The organism is Mucilaginibacter sp. P1_A3 (genome assembly GCF_056406855.1).
The window spans coordinates 284629-302896 of record NZ_JBFTZJ010000005.1 but is presented as its reverse complement, the minus strand read 5'-3'; the positions used below and the strand labels follow the sequence as shown (position 1 = coordinate 302896).

The 18268-nt window shown below is 40.9% G+C and carries 19 protein-coding genes; 8 read left to right on the top strand and 11 right to left on the bottom strand.

Annotated elements, in window-relative coordinates; translation table 11 throughout:
* Positions 1-30: 30 nt before the first annotated feature.
* A complete protein-coding gene (locus AC1D0K_RS12525) occupies positions 31-261 on the bottom strand; it encodes a hypothetical protein (RefSeq protein WP_295710966.1) in 231 nt (76 codons plus the stop codon).
* Positions 262-492: 231 nt separating this feature from the next.
* Positions 493-825 (bottom strand): YnfA family protein, encoded by a 333-nt coding sequence (locus AC1D0K_RS12520; RefSeq protein WP_477398757.1) that lies wholly within the window; start codon positions 823-825, stop codon positions 493-495.
* 194 nt (positions 826-1019) lie between these two features.
* Here AC1D0K_RS12520 and AC1D0K_RS12515 point away from each other — a divergent pair, with 194 nt between their 5' ends.
* Complete coding sequence (locus tag AC1D0K_RS12515) at positions 1020-1259, top strand: hypothetical protein (protein WP_295710965.1); 240 nt, start codon at positions 1020-1022, stop codon at positions 1257-1259.
* 229 nt (positions 1260-1488) lie between these two features.
* Here AC1D0K_RS12515 and AC1D0K_RS12510 read toward each other — a convergent pair whose 3' ends face one another.
* Together AC1D0K_RS12510 and AC1D0K_RS12505 are read right to left on the bottom strand one after the other, a co-directional pair.
* Complete coding sequence (locus AC1D0K_RS12510; RefSeq protein ID WP_295710962.1) at positions 1489-1623, bottom strand: hypothetical protein; 135 nt, start codon at positions 1621-1623, stop codon at positions 1489-1491.
* 158 nt (positions 1624-1781) lie between these two features.
* Positions 1782-1985, bottom strand: coding sequence for a hypothetical protein (locus AC1D0K_RS12505; RefSeq protein ID WP_477398760.1), 204 nt, complete (start codon positions 1983-1985; stop codon positions 1782-1784).
* Between the two features lie 51 nt (positions 1986-2036).
* Between AC1D0K_RS12505 and AC1D0K_RS12500 the strand changes: the two genes are divergently transcribed.
* Together AC1D0K_RS12500 and AC1D0K_RS12495 are read left to right on the top strand one after the other, a co-directional pair.
* Positions 2037-2894 carry a ThuA domain-containing protein gene (locus AC1D0K_RS12500; RefSeq protein WP_477398762.1) on the top strand — a complete coding sequence of 286 codons (858 nt, stop codon included), beginning with the start codon at positions 2037-2039 and terminating at the stop codon, positions 2892-2894.
* Between the two features lie 266 nt (positions 2895-3160).
* Entirely contained in the window at positions 3161-4021 is an 861-nt protein-coding gene (locus tag AC1D0K_RS12495; protein WP_477398764.1) for an alpha/beta fold hydrolase, read from the top strand.
* Positions 4022-4232: 211 nt separating this feature from the next.
* Here the strand turns inward: AC1D0K_RS12495 and AC1D0K_RS12490 are convergent, their stop codons facing one another.
* From AC1D0K_RS12490 to AC1D0K_RS12470, 5 genes are all read right to left on the bottom strand, one after another.
* The gene (locus tag AC1D0K_RS12490; RefSeq protein WP_477398766.1) at positions 4233-5621 is read right to left on the bottom strand and encodes an FGGY-family carbohydrate kinase; all 1389 of its coding nucleotides are present in this window, start codon (positions 5619-5621) and stop codon (positions 4233-4235) included.
* Position 5622: 1 nt separating this feature from the next.
* Positions 5623-6897 (bottom strand): sugar isomerase, encoded by a 1275-nt coding sequence (locus AC1D0K_RS12485; RefSeq protein WP_477398768.1) that lies wholly within the window; start codon positions 6895-6897, stop codon positions 5623-5625.
* Between the two features lie 471 nt (positions 6898-7368).
* Positions 7369-9489 carry a bifunctional aldolase/short-chain dehydrogenase gene (locus tag AC1D0K_RS12480; RefSeq protein ID WP_477463064.1) on the bottom strand — a complete coding sequence of 707 codons (2121 nt, stop codon included), beginning with the start codon at positions 9487-9489 and terminating at the stop codon, positions 7369-7371.
* 141 nt (positions 9490-9630) lie between these two features.
* Positions 9631-10710 carry an L-rhamnose/proton symporter RhaT gene (gene rhaT, locus AC1D0K_RS12475; protein ID WP_295710948.1) on the bottom strand — a complete coding sequence of 360 codons (1080 nt, stop codon included), beginning with the start codon at positions 10708-10710 and terminating at the stop codon, positions 9631-9633.
* A gap of 250 nt (positions 10711-10960) precedes the next feature.
* Positions 10961-11788 (bottom strand): alpha/beta fold hydrolase, encoded by an 828-nt coding sequence (locus AC1D0K_RS12470; RefSeq protein ID WP_477463063.1) that lies wholly within the window; start codon positions 11786-11788, stop codon positions 10961-10963.
* A gap of 248 nt (positions 11789-12036) precedes the next feature.
* On the opposite strand from AC1D0K_RS12470, the gene AC1D0K_RS12465 reads away from it, so the two are divergent.
* From AC1D0K_RS12465 to AC1D0K_RS12450, 4 genes are all read left to right on the top strand, one after another.
* Positions 12037-12864, top strand: a complete 828-nt coding sequence (locus tag AC1D0K_RS12465; protein ID WP_477399289.1) for an N-acetylmuramoyl-L-alanine amidase family protein — start codon at positions 12037-12039, stop codon at positions 12862-12864.
* A gap of 318 nt (positions 12865-13182) precedes the next feature.
* Entirely contained in the window at positions 13183-13848 is a 666-nt protein-coding gene (locus AC1D0K_RS12460) for a hypothetical protein (protein WP_477399287.1), read from the top strand.
* A 158-nt stretch (positions 13849-14006) separates the two neighbouring features.
* On the top strand, positions 14007-15110 hold the full coding sequence (locus AC1D0K_RS12455; RefSeq protein ID WP_477399285.1) for a Gfo/Idh/MocA family protein: 1104 nt from the start codon (positions 14007-14009) through the stop codon (positions 15108-15110).
* A 201-nt stretch (positions 15111-15311) separates the two neighbouring features.
* On the top strand, positions 15312-15887 hold the full coding sequence (locus AC1D0K_RS12450; RefSeq protein ID WP_477391972.1) for a YceI family protein: 576 nt from the start codon (positions 15312-15314) through the stop codon (positions 15885-15887).
* A gap of 61 nt (positions 15888-15948) precedes the next feature.
* Here the strand turns inward: AC1D0K_RS12450 and AC1D0K_RS12445 are convergent, their stop codons facing one another.
* Together AC1D0K_RS12445 and AC1D0K_RS12440 are read right to left on the bottom strand one after the other, a co-directional pair.
* A complete protein-coding gene (locus AC1D0K_RS12445) occupies positions 15949-16170 on the bottom strand; it encodes a hypothetical protein (protein ID WP_295710941.1) in 222 nt (73 codons plus the stop codon).
* 210 nt (positions 16171-16380) lie between these two features.
* A complete protein-coding gene (locus AC1D0K_RS12440) occupies positions 16381-16773 on the bottom strand; it encodes a hypothetical protein (protein ID WP_295710940.1) in 393 nt (130 codons plus the stop codon).
* Between the two features lie 115 nt (positions 16774-16888).
* Between AC1D0K_RS12440 and AC1D0K_RS12435 the strand changes: the two genes are divergently transcribed.
* Positions 16889-18139 (top strand): DUF2130 domain-containing protein, encoded by a 1251-nt coding sequence (locus tag AC1D0K_RS12435; protein WP_477391974.1) that lies wholly within the window; start codon positions 16889-16891, stop codon positions 18137-18139.
* Positions 18140-18268: the final 129 nt, after the last annotated feature.

Here is an 18268-nt window from a genome sequence, read left to right as displayed (position 1 = left end):
GAAGGTTAAGTAATGTTTCTGTTATAGGCTTTAATAATATGATGCCTCGTTTTTTTTATCAGATATATTTTGATTGCGTCTTTTGCCATACGTAATAGCAACTGTGCAAATCAAAATGCAAATGATCAATCCAATTTCGATGCCAAGACGAATTAATGGTATATGGCCCGGGTTACCTGCCAGTAAGATTCCGGCATCCGGAAGCAATAGTCCGGCTAAGGGGAAACAGAAAAACATTCTTAATATTATTAATTTTTCCATAATTATTAACATTTAGTATGATAATGCAAATATAGTGATTGTTTTGTTATTATTTAAATAAATAATAAAATCAGCTATAGTACAAACCACGTAGCATCTTTGTTTGCCCTTTGACTGCTTTTTTTTAATTTAATTTTTAAGGGAAGAATAAATCCCCCTGGCAAATGAGGCTATCATTTAGCCAAATCTATATTACAATTCATTTAAGTAAGTTTTATGAAGTAAGAGAGGTTACTTTCCCCTTGGCATAAAAATGATAATACAGGCACCAGCTACAGCTATTACCGCGCCTATGATATCATATTTATCGGGTTTGAAATCATCTACCCGCCAGGCCCATATTAGTGCCATTAATATAAAAATACCACCATACGCTGCATAAACACGCCCGAAACCCGCCGATTGCCAGGTAGCTATTACACCATAAAGCGCCAGTATAATACCCCCGATAATACCATACCACCAGGGTTTATCCTCCTTAAGCCACAGCCAAACAAGGTAACCTCCGCCAATTTCGCAGAGGCCGGCAAGAACAAAGATTGTTATCGATTTGAGGATATTCATATTTATGATGGCTGATTTTTATAACAGTAATGGTTTAAAAATCAGCAAATGTAATGTATGCTTATATATTTAAAATGTTTCCTGTCTAAATGTTTTCTCTCCGTTAAAACACTGAATTTTCAATGGGTTAAAATACGGGTGTTATTGGGCTTGCAGGTAAGTGGGTTACCCTATAAGTTTGTATAAACATTATTATGGAAGCTTTTGAATTATTAATAGGTGAAAAAACATATAAGATAATCAGAGTAGATACTGGTAAAACTACCTTTAGTGTTTTTAGCCATTCCTCGTTTCATACCATCACCAAAACAAATTTTTACGGTTGGGTAGTTATTGAGCACCGTTTCGGTGATCATCAAATACCATTGCAGCAAATAGGAAAAGGTATAGATGAATACTTAGCTAAAGGTATTGAAGCGCACTTTAATCTATAATTTATTTATAATAATCAATAAACTTAACTGAGATTTTTTATGATTTAACCAATTTGAAAATATTATTTTCTTTTTGAGTATATTATTTGCTTTTTATTTTCGGAAGTTGTAAATTGTACTTATCAAATGGTTAAATATGGAAGAATTGGAAATTTTCAGAATCTCCGCGGTACATATCCGCTGGGCGTTTCGTCCCTTTTAGCCACGTTTACATTGGTTTTTTTTGTTGTTAAGCATGTTTATTTGTACTGCTGGTATTGGTATGGCCAAAAGCAGCAAAAGGCAATAGTATAACAGTAGCCTGATGGTATTGATCATAAGGCAGCTGAAATGCCTGTAATATGCTTACCTGTTTAGCACCCATTTATAAACTTATATTTAATACCCCATGCCTGGTTATATCTTAACCGGGCATTCTTATTTGAATAAATGAGCAATTTTGAGCGTAAAATCCACCAGATAAAAAGGGTAAATTCCGAATGGTGATTCAGTAATACTGCTTGCATTTTTGCAAATCTCCTGTTATACTTTTGAGTAATAAGTTATGTATAGGGGCAATAACTTAGGAGCAGCCGTTTGTAGTAATACAACGGCTGTTTTTTTATTAATAGTGTAACCAATTAAATAAGAAGCTACTGATTGATAGTGATTTTCACGATTTCTGGCTTTGGTTTCCTGCTGTTGTTGCCCTACATTACCTCTCAACCCATATTCTGCCACTTTCATTAAAGTAAAAAGATTTAGTTTTATACAACAATTAGCAAATCAACAAAAATTATGACCACACGTATCTCAAAATTTGCAGCCCAGGCAATTGTGCTTTGTATAATTTGTTTAAGCTTTTATACTGCCGGTGCACAAAACACCAGGCCCTTTAAGGTGATTGCCTTTTATACTGGCCGTAACGATAAAGCGCATATCAGTTTTATGCATGAAGCCAATAAACGCTTCCCCGAGATGGGAAAGAAATACAATTTCACCTACGATTCTACCAAAAACTGGAGCAATATGAACCCGGAGTTTTTGGCTAAATACCAGGTGGTGCTGTTTTTAGATACCCGCCCGGATGATGCCGCTCAACGGGCCGCATTTGAACAATACATGAAAAAAGGGGGTGCCTGGATGGGATTTCATTTTTCGGCATTCGCGCTTACGCCGTCAGATTATCCGCAAAATTGGGATTGGTATCATAATGAGTTCTTGGGTGCTGGTCAGTATGTAAGTAATACCTGGCACCCCACATCGGCTATTTTGCGGGTAGAGGATACTAAGCACCCGGTAACCAAAGGCTTGCCGGCAACATTTAAAACACAACCAAACGAATGGTACCGCTGGGAACATGACCTGCGTAAAAATCCGGATATTGATATATTACTATCTATTGATTCCACCAGTTTTCCACTTGGTAACGGGCCAAAGCCACACGAAATATGGCACAGCGGTTACTACCCGGTAGTGTGGACCAATAAGAAATACCGCATGGTTTATTTTAATATGGGGCACAATGATATGGATTATGATGGTGGCACCAACAGGTCGCTTTCCCAAACATTTGATAGCGATACGCAGAATCAGTTGCTGATAAATGCTCTACTGTGGTTAGGGAGGGGGACAGGAGGTGAAATGATGTTTTAAAAAGTTTTGTCATCCTGGACGCAGTGAAGGACCTATTTGCAGACTGTACAGGGCGAAGAAGCATGGCGAACAACAGATCCTTCACTGCGTTCAGGATGACAAAAAGTTTTTTGCAAAACTCGTCGTGGGTAACGGAAATGAAGCATCTATTGCGCGCCATACAAATCTGAGTTGAATAGTTCGTAAATAGCTGCTCCGCGATACTCGGATTGACATTTTTTTTAATCTAACTATACTTACCTACCTTAGCTTCCTGAACATGCTTCATGAAGAAACTAAAACTGCTATACAGGCATATCCTGTTTTTAGAGAATAAAGAAAATCAACACCTTACTGATATGCTTTGGGAGTTGATCTGCTACTCGCCAAAAATGTTGCCAAGACTACAGCAACAAGTTTTGTTGGATGAAGCAACGCGGTTTAGCCTGGAAGTTGATGATCCGCATTTTAGCAGATCGATATTAAAGTTTAACGGTTTTATTTGGGGTAATGGCAGCCGAAAGGTACTAATTACTCATGGCTGGGGCTCAAAAGCAATCGACTTTGATGAGGTGATAACGGGTTTGAAAACCGTTGAAGATTTACAGATCATAGCTTTTGATGCACCGGGTAATGCCAGTTCGGAAGGGGAACTATCCAACCTGATACTTTTTGTAAAGGCAGCAAAAGCTGTGATCGAAACTTACGGTACTCCGGATGTGCTGATTGGGCACTCGCTTGGTGCCATGGCTAACATAATCGCCATGAACGAATCCGGCGCTAAACCGGCATTGCAGATTAGTATTGCGCCACTCATCAAACTCAAAGAAAACTTTATCGCCACGATGGACTCGGTGGAAGCTCCCGCTTCGGCAAAGGAAAAGTTTTTTGAAGCTTTTGAAACACTGTTTAAGTTAAAAGCATCTGATTTTAACCTTAATGATCTTTATAAAGATAGCCCAGCTATTAAACACTGGCTGGCATTTGACATGGAAGATAAAATTTCGCCGTACAATTATTTGCGGGAGTTTTTAAGCGCTCATCCTGATATTTTAACAAAGGAGTACGTTGGTCTTGGGCATGAGCGGATCATTAAAGACGCAGGAGTTGTAGGGGATATTGTGGGTTTGGTAAAGGAGCTTCGGTAATAAATTATGTGATTGCGAGGTATAAAATCCGGTGAACTCTGAAGGAGGAACGACGTTTTAAAGGTTTGTCATCCTGAACGATAGTGAAGGATCTGTTATTCGCTATGCTTCTTCGCCCTGTAAAGTCTGCGATTAGATCCTTCACTATCGTTCAGGATGACAAAAAGTTTTTTAGCAAAAAACGTCATGGGCAATTGGAGCAATCGTTACGTCACACCACCTCGTCATGAACTCCAGAATAATACTTCAACTCAATTAAATCATGTGGCAACGGTTTGGTATTCCAGCATTGATGAATTGCCAGGGCCGTACCCACAGCTGTAGCCTGGGCCATTGAAGCAGCGTAAACCTCCAATTGCGGAAACGCGAGCGCCAGCAGGTGCATAAATACACTGTTTTTGCTAAATCCGCCATCAACAAATATCCTTTGCACTTTGCATCCTTGCAGTATGTAGTTGGTTGATATGGTTTGTTGGTTAACTATATCTATCATTAATTGATGGTAGGCTTCTATATCAGTACTAAAGTCATTTAAGTTGCGCTGTTCAAAAACAGATTTTTGTAATTCGCCTTCTTGTTTTTGGCTGTGCAACGTAGTTTGTTTATTAAGTTTTGCTATTACCGCAGGGTCATAGTTGATGGTGCGGTAGCCTATCTGGTCCTGGTTAAAATGGGCGGCAATGCGTTTTACCTGTTGTTCATATTCGTAACCGGTGAAAAGTCGTGATGCTTTAACGGGGCCGCCTTTGTATTGCAGGTAGTTAAGGCAATCGTTTTTTAATTCATCAGCAGTAAGCGGTGTTTGGTTAAATGGGTTTAAGCTGATAGACCAGGTGCCGGTTGATATAAGCACAAAAGGCATATTAAAACTCACCAAATAGGGGATAAGCGCCGCAGAACTGTCATGCAAGCCTATGCCCACACAAAAGGTACTTCCGGGGAATACAGAAGGCAATACACTATCGGCGGGTTTTAAGGGCGCCATTTTAGGGAGTATGCCCTCATCACTAACCCAATGGTGGTAATTGTTGGTGCCAAAATCCCAAAGGGCGGTATGGCAGCCGATGCTGGTAAGATCGGTAACCATCTGACCGCTGAGCAGGTAACTCATGTATTGCGGCAAGTGCAGGGCGTATTTAAGCCTTTTAAAAACCCCGGGCTGCTGGTATTTAAGCCGGTAAAGCTGTAAGCCCGAGTTGAGGTTACCCAAAACGGGCGAGGCAGTTTCACGTGCAAACCGGGCTTCATCGCCATAGGTTTCATAAAACTGCCTGCCTAATTCTGGTGGATATGGTTTAAGGTAATTATATAATGGGGTTAGTGGTGTTCCATCTTCATCTACGTAAACAAAACTTGCCCCGTAGGTCGAGAAGTTAACCGCTTTTAAATCAAACTCTTTATGCTTAAAAATTTCGCGCAGCGAATCAAATACCGATAAGCGCAGGCTATCGAGATTTTCACACGGGTCGCCGTCCTCGTCATGGGTTTCCAGGAAGCGGGCCGTCCGTTCAAAAACTATCTTGTAGTTCTCGTCAAACAGGAACAACTTCTTATTGGTTTTGCCAACATCAAAAACAGCTATTACGGGTATTTGCGCCATATTATAATCCGGTTGATACTGCCTTTGCTCCCCGTTCTTTAATCAATTGGTTACGTACCGCCTGTTGCCTGTATAAAGCCAGCGGATCTAATACGCCGCCTGCACGTAAACGTGCCTCAGCCAGTAACGAACGAACATCTGTGCGGTAGGAATGTTGTAATATCTCCTGGGCTTTTACTACGTCATTGTCTTGCTGCGCCTGTTTTAAAGCGGTTACATCAACCAATAAGGCTTGTGCATAAGCTATTTTGATAGCCTCAACAGATTGGATCAAGTCCTCAATTGGGTCTTTCACATTGTGCGATGCATCTATCATCCAGCCTATGGCGGTAGCATGGTTTATTCCGCGTGCATCCATACCTTCTACCAGTTCGTTAAATATCAGGAACAACTGGTATGGGTTTATACTGCCAACGGTAAGGTCATCATCGCCGTATTTAGAATCGTTAAAGTGAAAACCGGCCAGCTTGCCTTCCATCAGCAATAAAGAAACTATTTGCTCAATATTGGTACTACCCAAATGATGACCTAAATCCACCAAAGTTTGTGCTTTGCTGCCTAATTTGGATGACAATAAGTATGATTGCCCCCAATCGCCAATGGTGGTAGAGTAGAAGTTTGGTTCGTAAGGTTTGTATTCTACCCAAACTTTCCAATCGGCAGGTAAGGCTTCATAAATTTCCTGCAGGCTTTCCAGTGTGCGTTCAAAAGCCCCGCGCATGTTTAACTGACCGGGAAAATTTGATCCATCAGATAACCAAACAGACAAAGCTTTTGAATCCAGCTCAACGCCGTATTTGATCACCTCGATGTTGTGGGCAATAGCTTGCTTGCGTACAGCTTTATCTACATGGTGTAATGAGCCGTATTTGTAACTCAGCTCCTGCGATGCCTGGTCCTGGAAGGTATTGGAGTTAACAGCATCAAAGTGCAAACCTAATTGGGCCGCATGCGCTTTAATATCAGCGGCATTTTTGGGGATATCCCATGGAATATGCAACGATATGGAGTTACTGCTCCTGTTTAAAGCGTGGATCAAGCCCACGTCCTCTATTTTTTCTTCCAGACTGCGCGGCTCACCACCGCCCGAAAAACGACCAAAACGGGTACCGCCGGTGCCCAAAGCCCAGCTTGGTATAGCTATATTAAAATCAATTAACTTTTTTAGAATGGTATCCAGGCCGTTTACATCAGCGGCAATAAAGTCAAACTTGCGTTGGTGCGCTGTTTGGTGCTGGTGGTTATATTCTTCGATTATGCTCTTCTCTAATTGCATCGTTATCGGTTTATAATTTTTCAAGAATAATGTCATTGCAAGCGTAGTGATTGAGAACTGCGCAAAGCCTGCCCTGTATAGTTCGCGATTGCTTCGTACCTCGCAATGACATATTTGTAGATCCTAAATATTTCTAAGTCATGCCGAATTTATTCGGCATCCCACATGCTAAGTTTTCAGCATGCTGTAAGTCAGTCCTGTGGGATGCCGAAACAAGTTCGACATGACATTTTGTTTTATTTAAAGTCGTTCGTCCTATGACAAGTTGCAGGATCCAAGACTTACGAAGTTTTAAAAACTTCGTAAGTCTCAAACTCTACCGAGTCATCCCGAATTTATTTCGGGATCCCACATGCTAAGTTTCCAGCATGCTGTAGGCCTGTCCTGTGTTATGCCGAAACAAGTTCGGCATAACATTTTGTTTTATTTAAAGTCCTTTGTCCTTCGTCCGAAAATCCTTCGTCCAAAAATCTATCTCACAAACGCCATCGCTACACCGCCGTCAACATTCAACACGTTGCCGGTTGATTTGTTGAGCAGGCCGCCGGTAAAGGCGAAACAGGCATCCGCAATATCGGCAGGTAAAATGATCTCGTTCAGTAAGGTACGCTTTGCATAGTAAGCAGGCAATTCGGCTACGGTAATACCATAAGCTTTTGCACGACCTTCGGCCCAGCCGCCAGCCCATATATTGCTGTCGCTGATAACGGCATCAGGATTTACCACGTTCACGCGGATACTGTCGGCACCTAACTCAGCAGCATTTAAGCGGCTCAGGTGCAGCTGCGCGGCTTTAGCCGATCCGTAACCGGCATTGTTTGGTCCGCTAACCAGGGCGTTCTTACTTACTATATTGATAATGTCGCCACCGATAGCTTGTTTTTTCATTATAGCGACGGCTGCCTGTGTAACAAAGAACTGGCCCTTTACCAATACATCATAAAGCAGATCCCAATCTTTATCCGTGTGGTCGGCAATTGATTTGGAGATGGATAGGCCGGCGTTATTGATCACAATATCAACCCCACCAAAAGCCAGCGCCGCAGTTTCTAAGGCAGCGTTGATCTGTTCGCTGTTGGTAACATCAAGCACCGCGGTGGTGTATGAATCTTTACCGTATTGTTTTTTAAATTCTTCACCGGCGCTGTCTAAACGTTCGGTATTCATGTCATTTAATATCACTACAGCGCCTTCGTCAACAAATTTTTTGGCGATGGCTTTACCTATGCCACCCGCACTGCCTGTTATAAGGGCAATTTTACCGGATAAGGCTTTAGCTTTTGGCATGCGCTGTAATTTAGCTTCTTCCAATAGCCAGTATTCTATATCAAAAGCCTCCTGGCGCGGTAATGAGGTGTACTCTGATATGGCTTCGGCACCCTTCATTACGTTGATAGCATTAGTATAAAACTCGGCAGCAACACGGGCTGTTTGCTTGTCTTTAGAGAACGAGAACAAGCCAACCCCCGGATACAGGATGATCACCGGGTTTGTATCCCTTATAGCCGGGCTGTTATCGTGTTTACAGGTGTTGTAATAATCGGTATACATTTGGCGGTAAGCTTCAAATGCAGGGGTAAGGCGTTCCTGTAATGCTTTCACATCGCTCAGGTCCTCGCCCGGTTCAAGCTCCAATACCAGCGGACTGATCTTGGTGCGCAAAAAATGATCGGGGCAGCTGGTACCCAATGGTGCCAAACGGCCAAGATCATTGGAATTAATAAACTCCAATACCCGCGCATCATCTGTAAAATGACCAATCATGTGCTTTTGACTTGAGCAAAAACCACGCAGAATAGGAGCAATGGCTGCAGCTTGCTTTTTACGGCCGGCCTCATCAAGGCTATCAATTTTTTGGCCGCCAAAAACAGGGGCCTTTTTGCCATAGTTTTCTTCCAGGTAATCGGCACAGCGCTCAATTACTTCAAGCGTGTTGATGTAGCTTTCGTAGGCGGTATCGCCCCAGGTAAATAACCCATGCGAACCCAACATAATACCACGGATGCCCGGGTTTTCGTCAAGGCATTGTTTTAATTGCAGGCCCAGCTCAAAACCTGGTTTTTTCCATTCTACCCAGCCAATGGTACCGTTAAAAAGTTCCTGGGTTATCTTTTTACCATCTTTAGCTGCCGCGATGGCTATAGCTGCATCAGGATGCAGGTGATCTATATGTTTAAAAGGTAAGAATCCATGTAGCGGGGTATCGATTGATGGCGCTTTGGAGGCCAGGTCATAAATGCAATGGTTAAATAGTTCCACCATTTCGTCTTCATACGCCACGCCGCGATAAACGTTTTTGAGGCTGCGCAGGCGATCTACATAAAGGGCTGCTAAACCGCTTTTTTTAAGGGTGCCTATATCACCGCCCGATCCTTTGATCCACATTACTTCAACATCGCTGCCGGTTAGTGGGTCTTTTGACGTCACTTTACAAGAGGTATTGCCTCCACCGTAGTTGGTTAACCTAAGATCAGCACCCAATAAGTTTGATCGGTATATTAATAATGCTACTTCATCACCGGCAAGCTCGGCTGCTTTTGCATCATCCCACAGGTAGCTTACGTGCTTAAATTGTGTTGTTTTAACAGACATATGTATTTTAATTATTGAATTATTGAGTTATTGAATTATGAATTATCGAATGACTGAAATATTGAATGTTTATTGGTTAACAACTATTGATATAAACTATGCTGAAGCTCAACTCAATAATTCAGTCATTCAATAATTCGGTCATTTTAATGAATTGCCATAGCCTACCACAAGTACTGATAATGTAATTACTAAAATGCCGGCTATTACTGTTGCAAAGGCTTTTTTGCTTACGCCCTTCCATTCTTTAAGTACCAGGCCCCACATGTTGGCTACTAAAATAATGAAGGCCATGTGCAATATCCATGAGCTGGCGCCATTGCCCATTTTGCTTTCGCCCATACCGTAAAAAAAGAACTGCAAAAACCAGGTGGTGCCGGCCAATGCCGCAAACAGGTAGTTTTTAAGCAGCGGCGTTTTTTTATCGGTATAATTATCAAACGTTTTATTACGGATGTTTAGCACCATACACCATATAAAATTGGTGGTTAGCCCGCCCCACAGTATAATAATATAGGTAACATTGTTTTGATACAAAAAGTTACCTTGGTTTGGATGCGCGGCCTGCCAAAGGTGGTTAGCGGTATCGGCCATGGTTTTACCGGCCTCAATCCCAAAGTTGAAACAGGCGCTCAGTATGCCCGATACTATGGCAACCAAAATACCCAGCCCAAAGCGGTAATCCTTATTTTCCTGGGCTATAGTTTTATCGGCAGAGAGTTCTTTTTCTTTCATCATACCGGCCTTGCCGCATATAACAATGCCCACTACGCAAAGCAAAATACCTAATAATACCATTTGGCCCCATTGGTTATGCACCATCATGCTAAAGGTATCTTTACCCGCTTTTGGAAAAAAATCATAGTATACTGATGGTATGAGTGCCCCAAATACAGAGCAAAGCCCAAGTATTATGGTACTACCTAATGAAACCCCCAGGTAGCGTACCCCCAAGCCATAGGTGAGCCCCCCAATGCCCCAGAGCAAACCCATTAAATAAGTCCACCCGATAACGGATGTGGTGGTATGGGTTAGTATATCTGTAAATCCCGGAATTGTTAACCATGCTGCCAGCGGAGGTACAATAAACCAGGAAAAAATGCCGCCTACTATCCAGTAGCTTTCCCAGGCCCATCCTTTAATTTTTTTGTAGGGGATGTAAAAGCTCCCCGAGGCAAAACCGCCGATAAAATGGAAAATAACTCCAAAAATAATTTGCATACAATAGTTGGTTTTAATTGGTAATGCTAATCTATGGATTATATGATTTGGAACTGTCCCTGTCTGTCATGGATTGGGGAGGAAGTTCGGGTTTTGAGTTGCCGGGGATAGCGCGGTAAAGTTCAATAACTTAGTTTAGGGGGAGAAGTTACCTTGCTTATTATTTTGCCTTAAAACAAAATAAGGCTATACCCTTAAATGAATAGATTTATTTAAGGGTATAGCCTTAGCCGCTTTTTAATTTCAGTATCTACCTTTTATTAAAAGGCTGTTCAAAAAAATCATCAACCAGCTTATTAAACTCATCCTTATGTTCAACAAGTGTTGGATGGCCCGAGTTGGGTACTATCCACAGGTATGCTTTAGGTATGTTTTGTGATATAATTACGGTGTGCTCGGTTGGGATCACATCATGGTCGCCACCAATAATAAGGGAGGGGCATTGGATTTTCTTTAGCTCCGAAAGTTTGATGTTGGGCTGAAACCAATCGAGCAGGAAAATCTTCCAGTCGTTTTTTTMTTTGGCGGTTTTCCAAACGGTGTTTTTGTTTTTATTGTACTGTATTTGTTCCTCTTTCCAATACTTAGGAACTATCCCGGTAGAATCGGGCCAGAGGTTTGCGCCTGTTGAGGCCAGTTTTATTACTTTTTTAGGGTGTCGTATGGCCAGTTCAAGCGCGTTGATGCCGCCATCGCTCCAACCTATCACATATGCAGAGTCGATGTGCATTACATCAAGTAAACCTGCAAAATCATCAGCCATCATCTCAAAACTCAGGGAATCGCGCGGGTCAACAGATTTTCCGTGCGCGCGGCTATCAACAGCTATTACTTTATATTTTTTGGCAAAATAGGGAATGTTGTTTTTAAACGCGCTCATCTTATCGCCGTTTCCGTGAATTAGCAGCAGCGGTTTACCGCTGCCATAAGTTTCGGTATATAGTTTTACACCACGTACGTCATAATATTTACCTGCGGCAGCATTATCGCCATAAGGTATTTGTTTTTCCTGGCTGCAGCCGATTTGTGCAAATGTAGTGGATATCAACAGGGTAAATAGTAGTTTCTTTAAATACATAATAACTTATGGTTTGCGGGTTACTTTTAAACAATAAATATAAAATTAAAGGTTCGTAAAAATGGCGTTGCTTTTAGGATTTGCTGTTGTTTTTAAAATTTGTAAAACAATGCATACCTAACTTGCTAACTAATACTACCTTTGCGAAATTTAATTAATCATATATTTAAACCTTGTGCGTCAAACAATATCTTAATTGTACCATTTATAGATAAAATGTTTACAGTACTTATCCTTATATATTATTCATGCCTGCCACTTGCATAAAAAGTACCAATATCCCTGCATTTTTTTGTTTTATACTCTGCTTCTTAGTCGCAAATAGTTCATTTGCGCAACAGACGGATAGCAGCAAACCGCTTGCCGGTCGCTTTAAATTTAAAACGTTAATTATTGATGCAGGGCATGGTGGTAAAGATCCTGGCGCTCATGGCGCTTATTCAAAAGAAAAGAATGTAGCGTTAAGCATCGCAAAAAAACTGCGCGACCTGGTGAATGATGAAATGGCTGGTATTAAAATAGTTATGACCCGCAGTACCGACGTTTTTATTGAACTGCATAAACGTACAGATATAGCCAATAGCAATAACGGGAACTTATTTATATCTATCCATTGCAATTCATCCCCACAAAAAAGAGCTACAGAGCATGGTACTTTATTGCTGGTTTATGGTTTTCACCGTAGCCAGGAACAACGCGAGGCCCTGCGCGAGAACGCGGCCATCTACATAGAAAAGGATTATAAAAATAAGTATAATGGTTACGGCGAAGATAATGTGGTTAACACCATTGTATTGAACGCTTTTCAGCAAAAATACCGCAAGCAGAGTATCCAGTTTGGCGATTTGATAAACCGCGAATTTAAAAAGACCGATGGCCGCCACAGTTATGGTGTAAAAGAGCAGGGCGTGCTGGTGTTGGCACAAAGCGGGATGCCGGCCGTATTGGTAGAGACGGGTTTTATTAATAACCCGGCCGATGAAGATTATCTTAACTCCAACGACGGGCAAAATGCAATTGCGAGGTCCATATTGCGCTCATTGAAGGAGTATCGGGACAACCTGGAGGGGAGATAGGATTGATTAAAGCCTCGTCAATCATTCATATTAACTTCACGTGCTATAATTAAATTATAAGCAGATTATACTTCTCCTGGTATTGACATTTACTTTCAATTATTTTATGACGTTAATGCCGCTCGCGCTCGCTGGCATTAAGCGTATGAAAGCTACCCGGAAACTTAATTTATTGGCTTAAGAAAATCTGATTTAACGCCACTTACCGCCTTATATTATTCCAATTTATCCAAAAAAATATTTATTTAATAATAGTCATTTTGATAAAATATTGAATATTAAAAGCCGTTCCTACTGCTCAACAAACTAACAATCACAATGAAAAAAATCCTGCTTTTAATTCCTGCATTTTTATTGGCTTTTCAAATTTCAAAAGCCCAAACCGAAAAAGGTTCACAAACACTCGGACTCGATTTGGGGTTCAGTCATGCAAGTTCAAATAACTCCTATATTACTCCCGGGGGTGCTGCAGTTTCAAACCTGGACAGCAAACGTACAAGTTTTCTTATTGGTCCTGGTTACAGTTATTTTATAGCTGATAAACTGGATATTGGCACAAATTTGTATTACGCTAGAGGTAATCAAACCGATGCTGTTAATTTGACCACAAGGCAACATTCAACAGAATATAGTGCTAAAGTGTTTTTGCGGAAATATTTTATGTATAACGATAAAATAGGGATACGTACCGGTCCTTATATTGGTTATAACAGGAGTAGTTATAAGTATACATATGATGATCCTGCAAACGCCGGCAGTAATACTAACAGTAAAACAGATAGCTATGCGGCTGGTGTAAACCTTGGTTTGGTATACTACCCATCAAAAAAAGTTGGGGTTGCTGCTACATTGGCTAACCTTAACTACAGTCATTATAAATCTAAAGATACAAACGGCCAGCAAAGTGGGAACGGTGATAGCGTAGATTTTAGGCTAATTTCAAACGATATTGCAATTTCAGTTTTCTATACGTTTGGTAAATAAGTTAAAGATAATTTAATAGTGGATGGGTGTGATGTTACCCATTCATTATTAAATATCAAGCTTTTTAAATTCATCAAACAATATTCCAGATTAACTTGTATTTTTATTGACTAATAACCTATTAAGCTCATTAACCTAATTCTACTTAATCAATTAAAATGGCTTCAATAAATACATCACGCAGAAATTTTATCCGTAATGCTTCTGTAGGTTTTGGCGCGTTGGCGTTGGGGCCGGCATTGTCACAGTTTGCTATGGCTAAACCCGGCAAAAAACTGGGTATTGCTTTGGTTGGTTTAGGGAGTTACAGCGGTGGGCAACTGGCACCGGCCCTCCAAAAAACAAAAAACTGCTACCTGGCAGGTATTGTTACGGGTACGCCATCAAAGGCGGTTGATTGGGCCAAAAAATATAATATCCCCGAGAAAAACATCTATAACTATCAAAATTTTGATACTATTGCCCAAAATCCGGATATAGATATAGTATATGTAGTGCTGCCGGTATCTATGCATAAAGAATATACCATCAGGGCGGCTCAAGCAGGTAAGCATGTTATCTGCGAAAAGCCCATGGCCCTTAATGCAAAGGATTGTGAAGAAATGATAGCCGCCTGTAAAAAGGCTAACCGTTTATTATCTATTGGTTATCGATTACACTTTGAACCTCATACTATTGAGTTGATGCGTTTGGGCCAAAAGCAGATTTTTGGAAAAGTTACCAGTATTGAAACAGGTAATGGCTTTACCTACAATGGCGATCCTAACGCCTGGCGCTTAAAAAAAGCCCTGGCCGGTGGGGGAGGATTAATGGATATGGGAATTTATTCCATCCAGGGTTCTCGTTATACCCTGGGGCAGGAACCTTTGGCTGTAAAAGCTACCCAGGAGAAAACCAGGCCCGATTTTTTTAAAGAGGTTGATGAAACCGTTTTTTGGGAACTGAAATTCCCGGGCGGGCAAAAAGTTAACGGGAAATCCAGCTATAACCATGATTGGGGCTACCTGAAGGTACAGGCCGAGCGTGGTAAGTTTCAGCTTGAACCGGCATACGGGTATGGCGGTATTGACGGCTTTACCAGTAATGGTCCAATGAACTTTCCGCAGATAGTACAACAAGCGGCCCAAATGGATGATTTCGCCAGCTGTGTAACCCGCAATATACAAAGCCGTGTACCGGGCGAGGAAGGCTTAAAAGATATGAGGGTGGTTGATGCCATTTACCGCAGCCTTGACTCCGGGAAGTGGGAAAATATAGGGTAGGTGTATTGCCGAAATTGAATATTTTGGTTAGCTAACGACCTTAATACTATGAGTTTACTCTATAAATACCCACTAAATTAGTAGTGTTTTGTCATACTATTCTAAAAAAAAGATGTTTAAACATTTATTTATAAATAATTCAAATTCTTTACCTACTTTTGAGCCATAGAAAATAAACAAAGCTTAAAAAAATTTAGAACAATGAAAAAAATCTTCATCCTGTTAGCATCAGCATTTTTGTACACTGCTGCATCGGCACAAACAACCTGGACGGTTGACAAGGCACACTCAAACGTTAAATTTACTGTTACACACTTATTGGTAAATGACGTTGACGGTACTTTTAAAACTTATGATGCTACTATAACTTCAACAAAACCAGATTTTAGCGATGCTAAAGTTTCATTTACTGTACAAACAGCTTCTGTAAGTACTGATAACGATCAACGCGATGGTCACTTGAAATCTGCTGATTTCTTTGACGCAGCAAACAAACCAACGCTTACTTTCACAAGCACAGGTATCTCTAAAACATCTGATAAACATTACAAAGTTACCGGTAACCTTACATTAGCAGGTGTTACCAAACCAGCTACATTTGATTTGTGGTACCGCGGTACAATTCAAAACCCAATGAGCAAAGCAGATGATGCAGGTTTCCAGTTAACTGGTACTATCAAACGTGCTGACTTTAATTTCGGTACCAAATTTGGTTCAGCTATGTTAAGCGACGAAGTAACTATTAAAGCTAATGGCGAATTTGCTAAAGCTAAATAATTATAACACACATTAACACTGCGGCGCGCTCATGCAAATGGGGGCGCCGTTTGTTTTTAGTTTAATTTTTATTGCGTTGATACTGCACCTTTAATTCCTGTTTTTGTAAATAGTAAATAATTACACTACAAATACCAATTACCGCTACCAGTGCAGCTGCTATAATAACATGTAAAAGCGGTACTTTGTAATTGGGGTTCATTAATGATTCGGTAACGTTGGGAAGGATGAGTGCAATAAGCGGTAAACAGGTAAATAGCCTTAAAAATCCGAGCTTTTTCATAAACATATTAATATTTAGATTTAGGGAAGCCCCACTGCAGATTATTGATCAATAGTATTGATCGTTAGGTTAAATTGGTTTAGTGACGGCTTACGTTTTCAAATATAGCAGATTAAACACAATAAAAAAACAGCCCTGGTTGGGGCTTACTAAGCATGTATTTTAGCACAAAAATTTTGCTGTTTTGAAGGGAGCAGAAAAAGGTAACCCTTAGTCGGATAGTAATTGCTTTAAAGTATCAAACCAAAGCTGGTTTTTGGTGCCAAAAAAACGATGGTCTACTATGAGGTATATAACATTGATGTTGTCACCTTCTCTGTAGCGTAATCTTAAAGGCTGGCAAAATATTCCATTGTTTTTAACCAATGATCGTTTATATACGTCATCAAACCCCAGGTATATTTGCTCTAATTTATTAAGTGGAATATTTAAGTAATTATAGCCATCAATAACCAGGCTATTATTGGTCAGTATAATTTCACCCTCACGATGGTGAGGCGGAGGTGTTAAGGAGAAAAGAGATCCGGCCTCGTCAATTAAAGTAAGCGATGAGATTTCATAATCATAGCTCCACATGGCCTTGCCAATTTGTAAAATTTGCATTGATGTAATGTAGAATTAATAATCGACAACTGCAATAGCTGCCGGTGTATTAACGTAAGCATAGTATAAATCCATATATTTGATGTGCGAAAATGTTTTTCGTATTATAATTAGTATGGCTACAGAAGTTAAATGCCCCAGTTGTGGTTTTGGTTTTCCGATAGAGGAGGTGATGGCCGAGGAGTATAAAAAGGAGCTCAGGCTTAAAATGCAGGATTATACCCGCCAAAAGGAGGAAGAGTACCGAAAAAAAGATGAGGAATTTTTAAGTAAGGAACGGCAGCAAAAAGCGGAGTTTGAACAACGCCTTAATACCGAAAAAAAACAATTGGAACTTTCGCTTGAGGAAAATCTGCGCAGATCTATCAGCCAGGATTTCGAAAACCAGGTGGTGATGCTGAAGAACTCGGCACAGGAGAGCGAGGAGAAACTGAAATTATCCCGCCAAAAAGAGCTGGAGTTTTTGCAGCGTGAAAAGCAACTTCAATTAAAGGAAGAAGAGTTGGAACTATCTGTGCAGCGCCGGTTACAGGAGCAGCGTAACGAACTGAGCGAACAAATACGTAAGCAGGAGGCCGAACGGCATAGTATAAAAGATACCGAATACCAGCTAAAAGTAAAGGAGCTTGAAAAGCAATTAGACGACCAGAAAAAACTGGCCGAGGAAATGAAGCGGAAGGCTGAGCAGGGCTCCATGCAATTGCAGGGTGAGGTGCAAGAGTTGATATTAGAGGAGTTGCTGCGCAACTATTTCCCGTTTGATTTGATAAGTGAAGTGGGCAAAGGGGTACGCGGTGCCGATTGTGTACAAACGGTACGTAACCAATTTGGGCAGGAGTGCGGCCGCATTATTTACGAAAGTAAACGCACCGCTACATTTGGCGCCGATTGGATAGATAAGCTTAAAAAAGATATGCGCGGCATTGGGGTTGATGTAGCGGTAATAGTTACTCAATGCTATCCAAAAGGTATGGATTGCTTTGGCGAGAAGGATGGTGTTTGGATATGTAGTTTTGATGAGGTAAAAGCGGTATCCTACATCCTGCGCGATGGGATAATTAAGCTATCAAACCTGGTAAAATCGCAGGATAATAAGGGCGATAAAATGCACCTGCTATATGATTACTTAACCAGTAGCGAGTTTTCTGAACAGTGGAAAGCTATTCGCGAAGGGTACATGAGTATGCGCCTGTCTATCCAAAAGGAACGTGATGCTATGGAAAAAATGTGGAAATCGAGGGAGAAACAACTGGATAAGGTTTTACTGAACGCGGCCCATATTAAGGGGAGCATTGAAGGCATTGCCGGCAGCGATACCATACAGCTTAATTTAACCGATGATGAAGATGCCCTGTTGCTTGAATAAGTGTTAGAGTTTCTTTATCTGTGGACCAGGCGAGGGTAATAAGCTGTATTTTAAGAAGTATATTCACAATCTATAAAGTATCATGCTGCAGTTTTTAAAGGAAATCCTTAAACGATAATCGATGCAGGG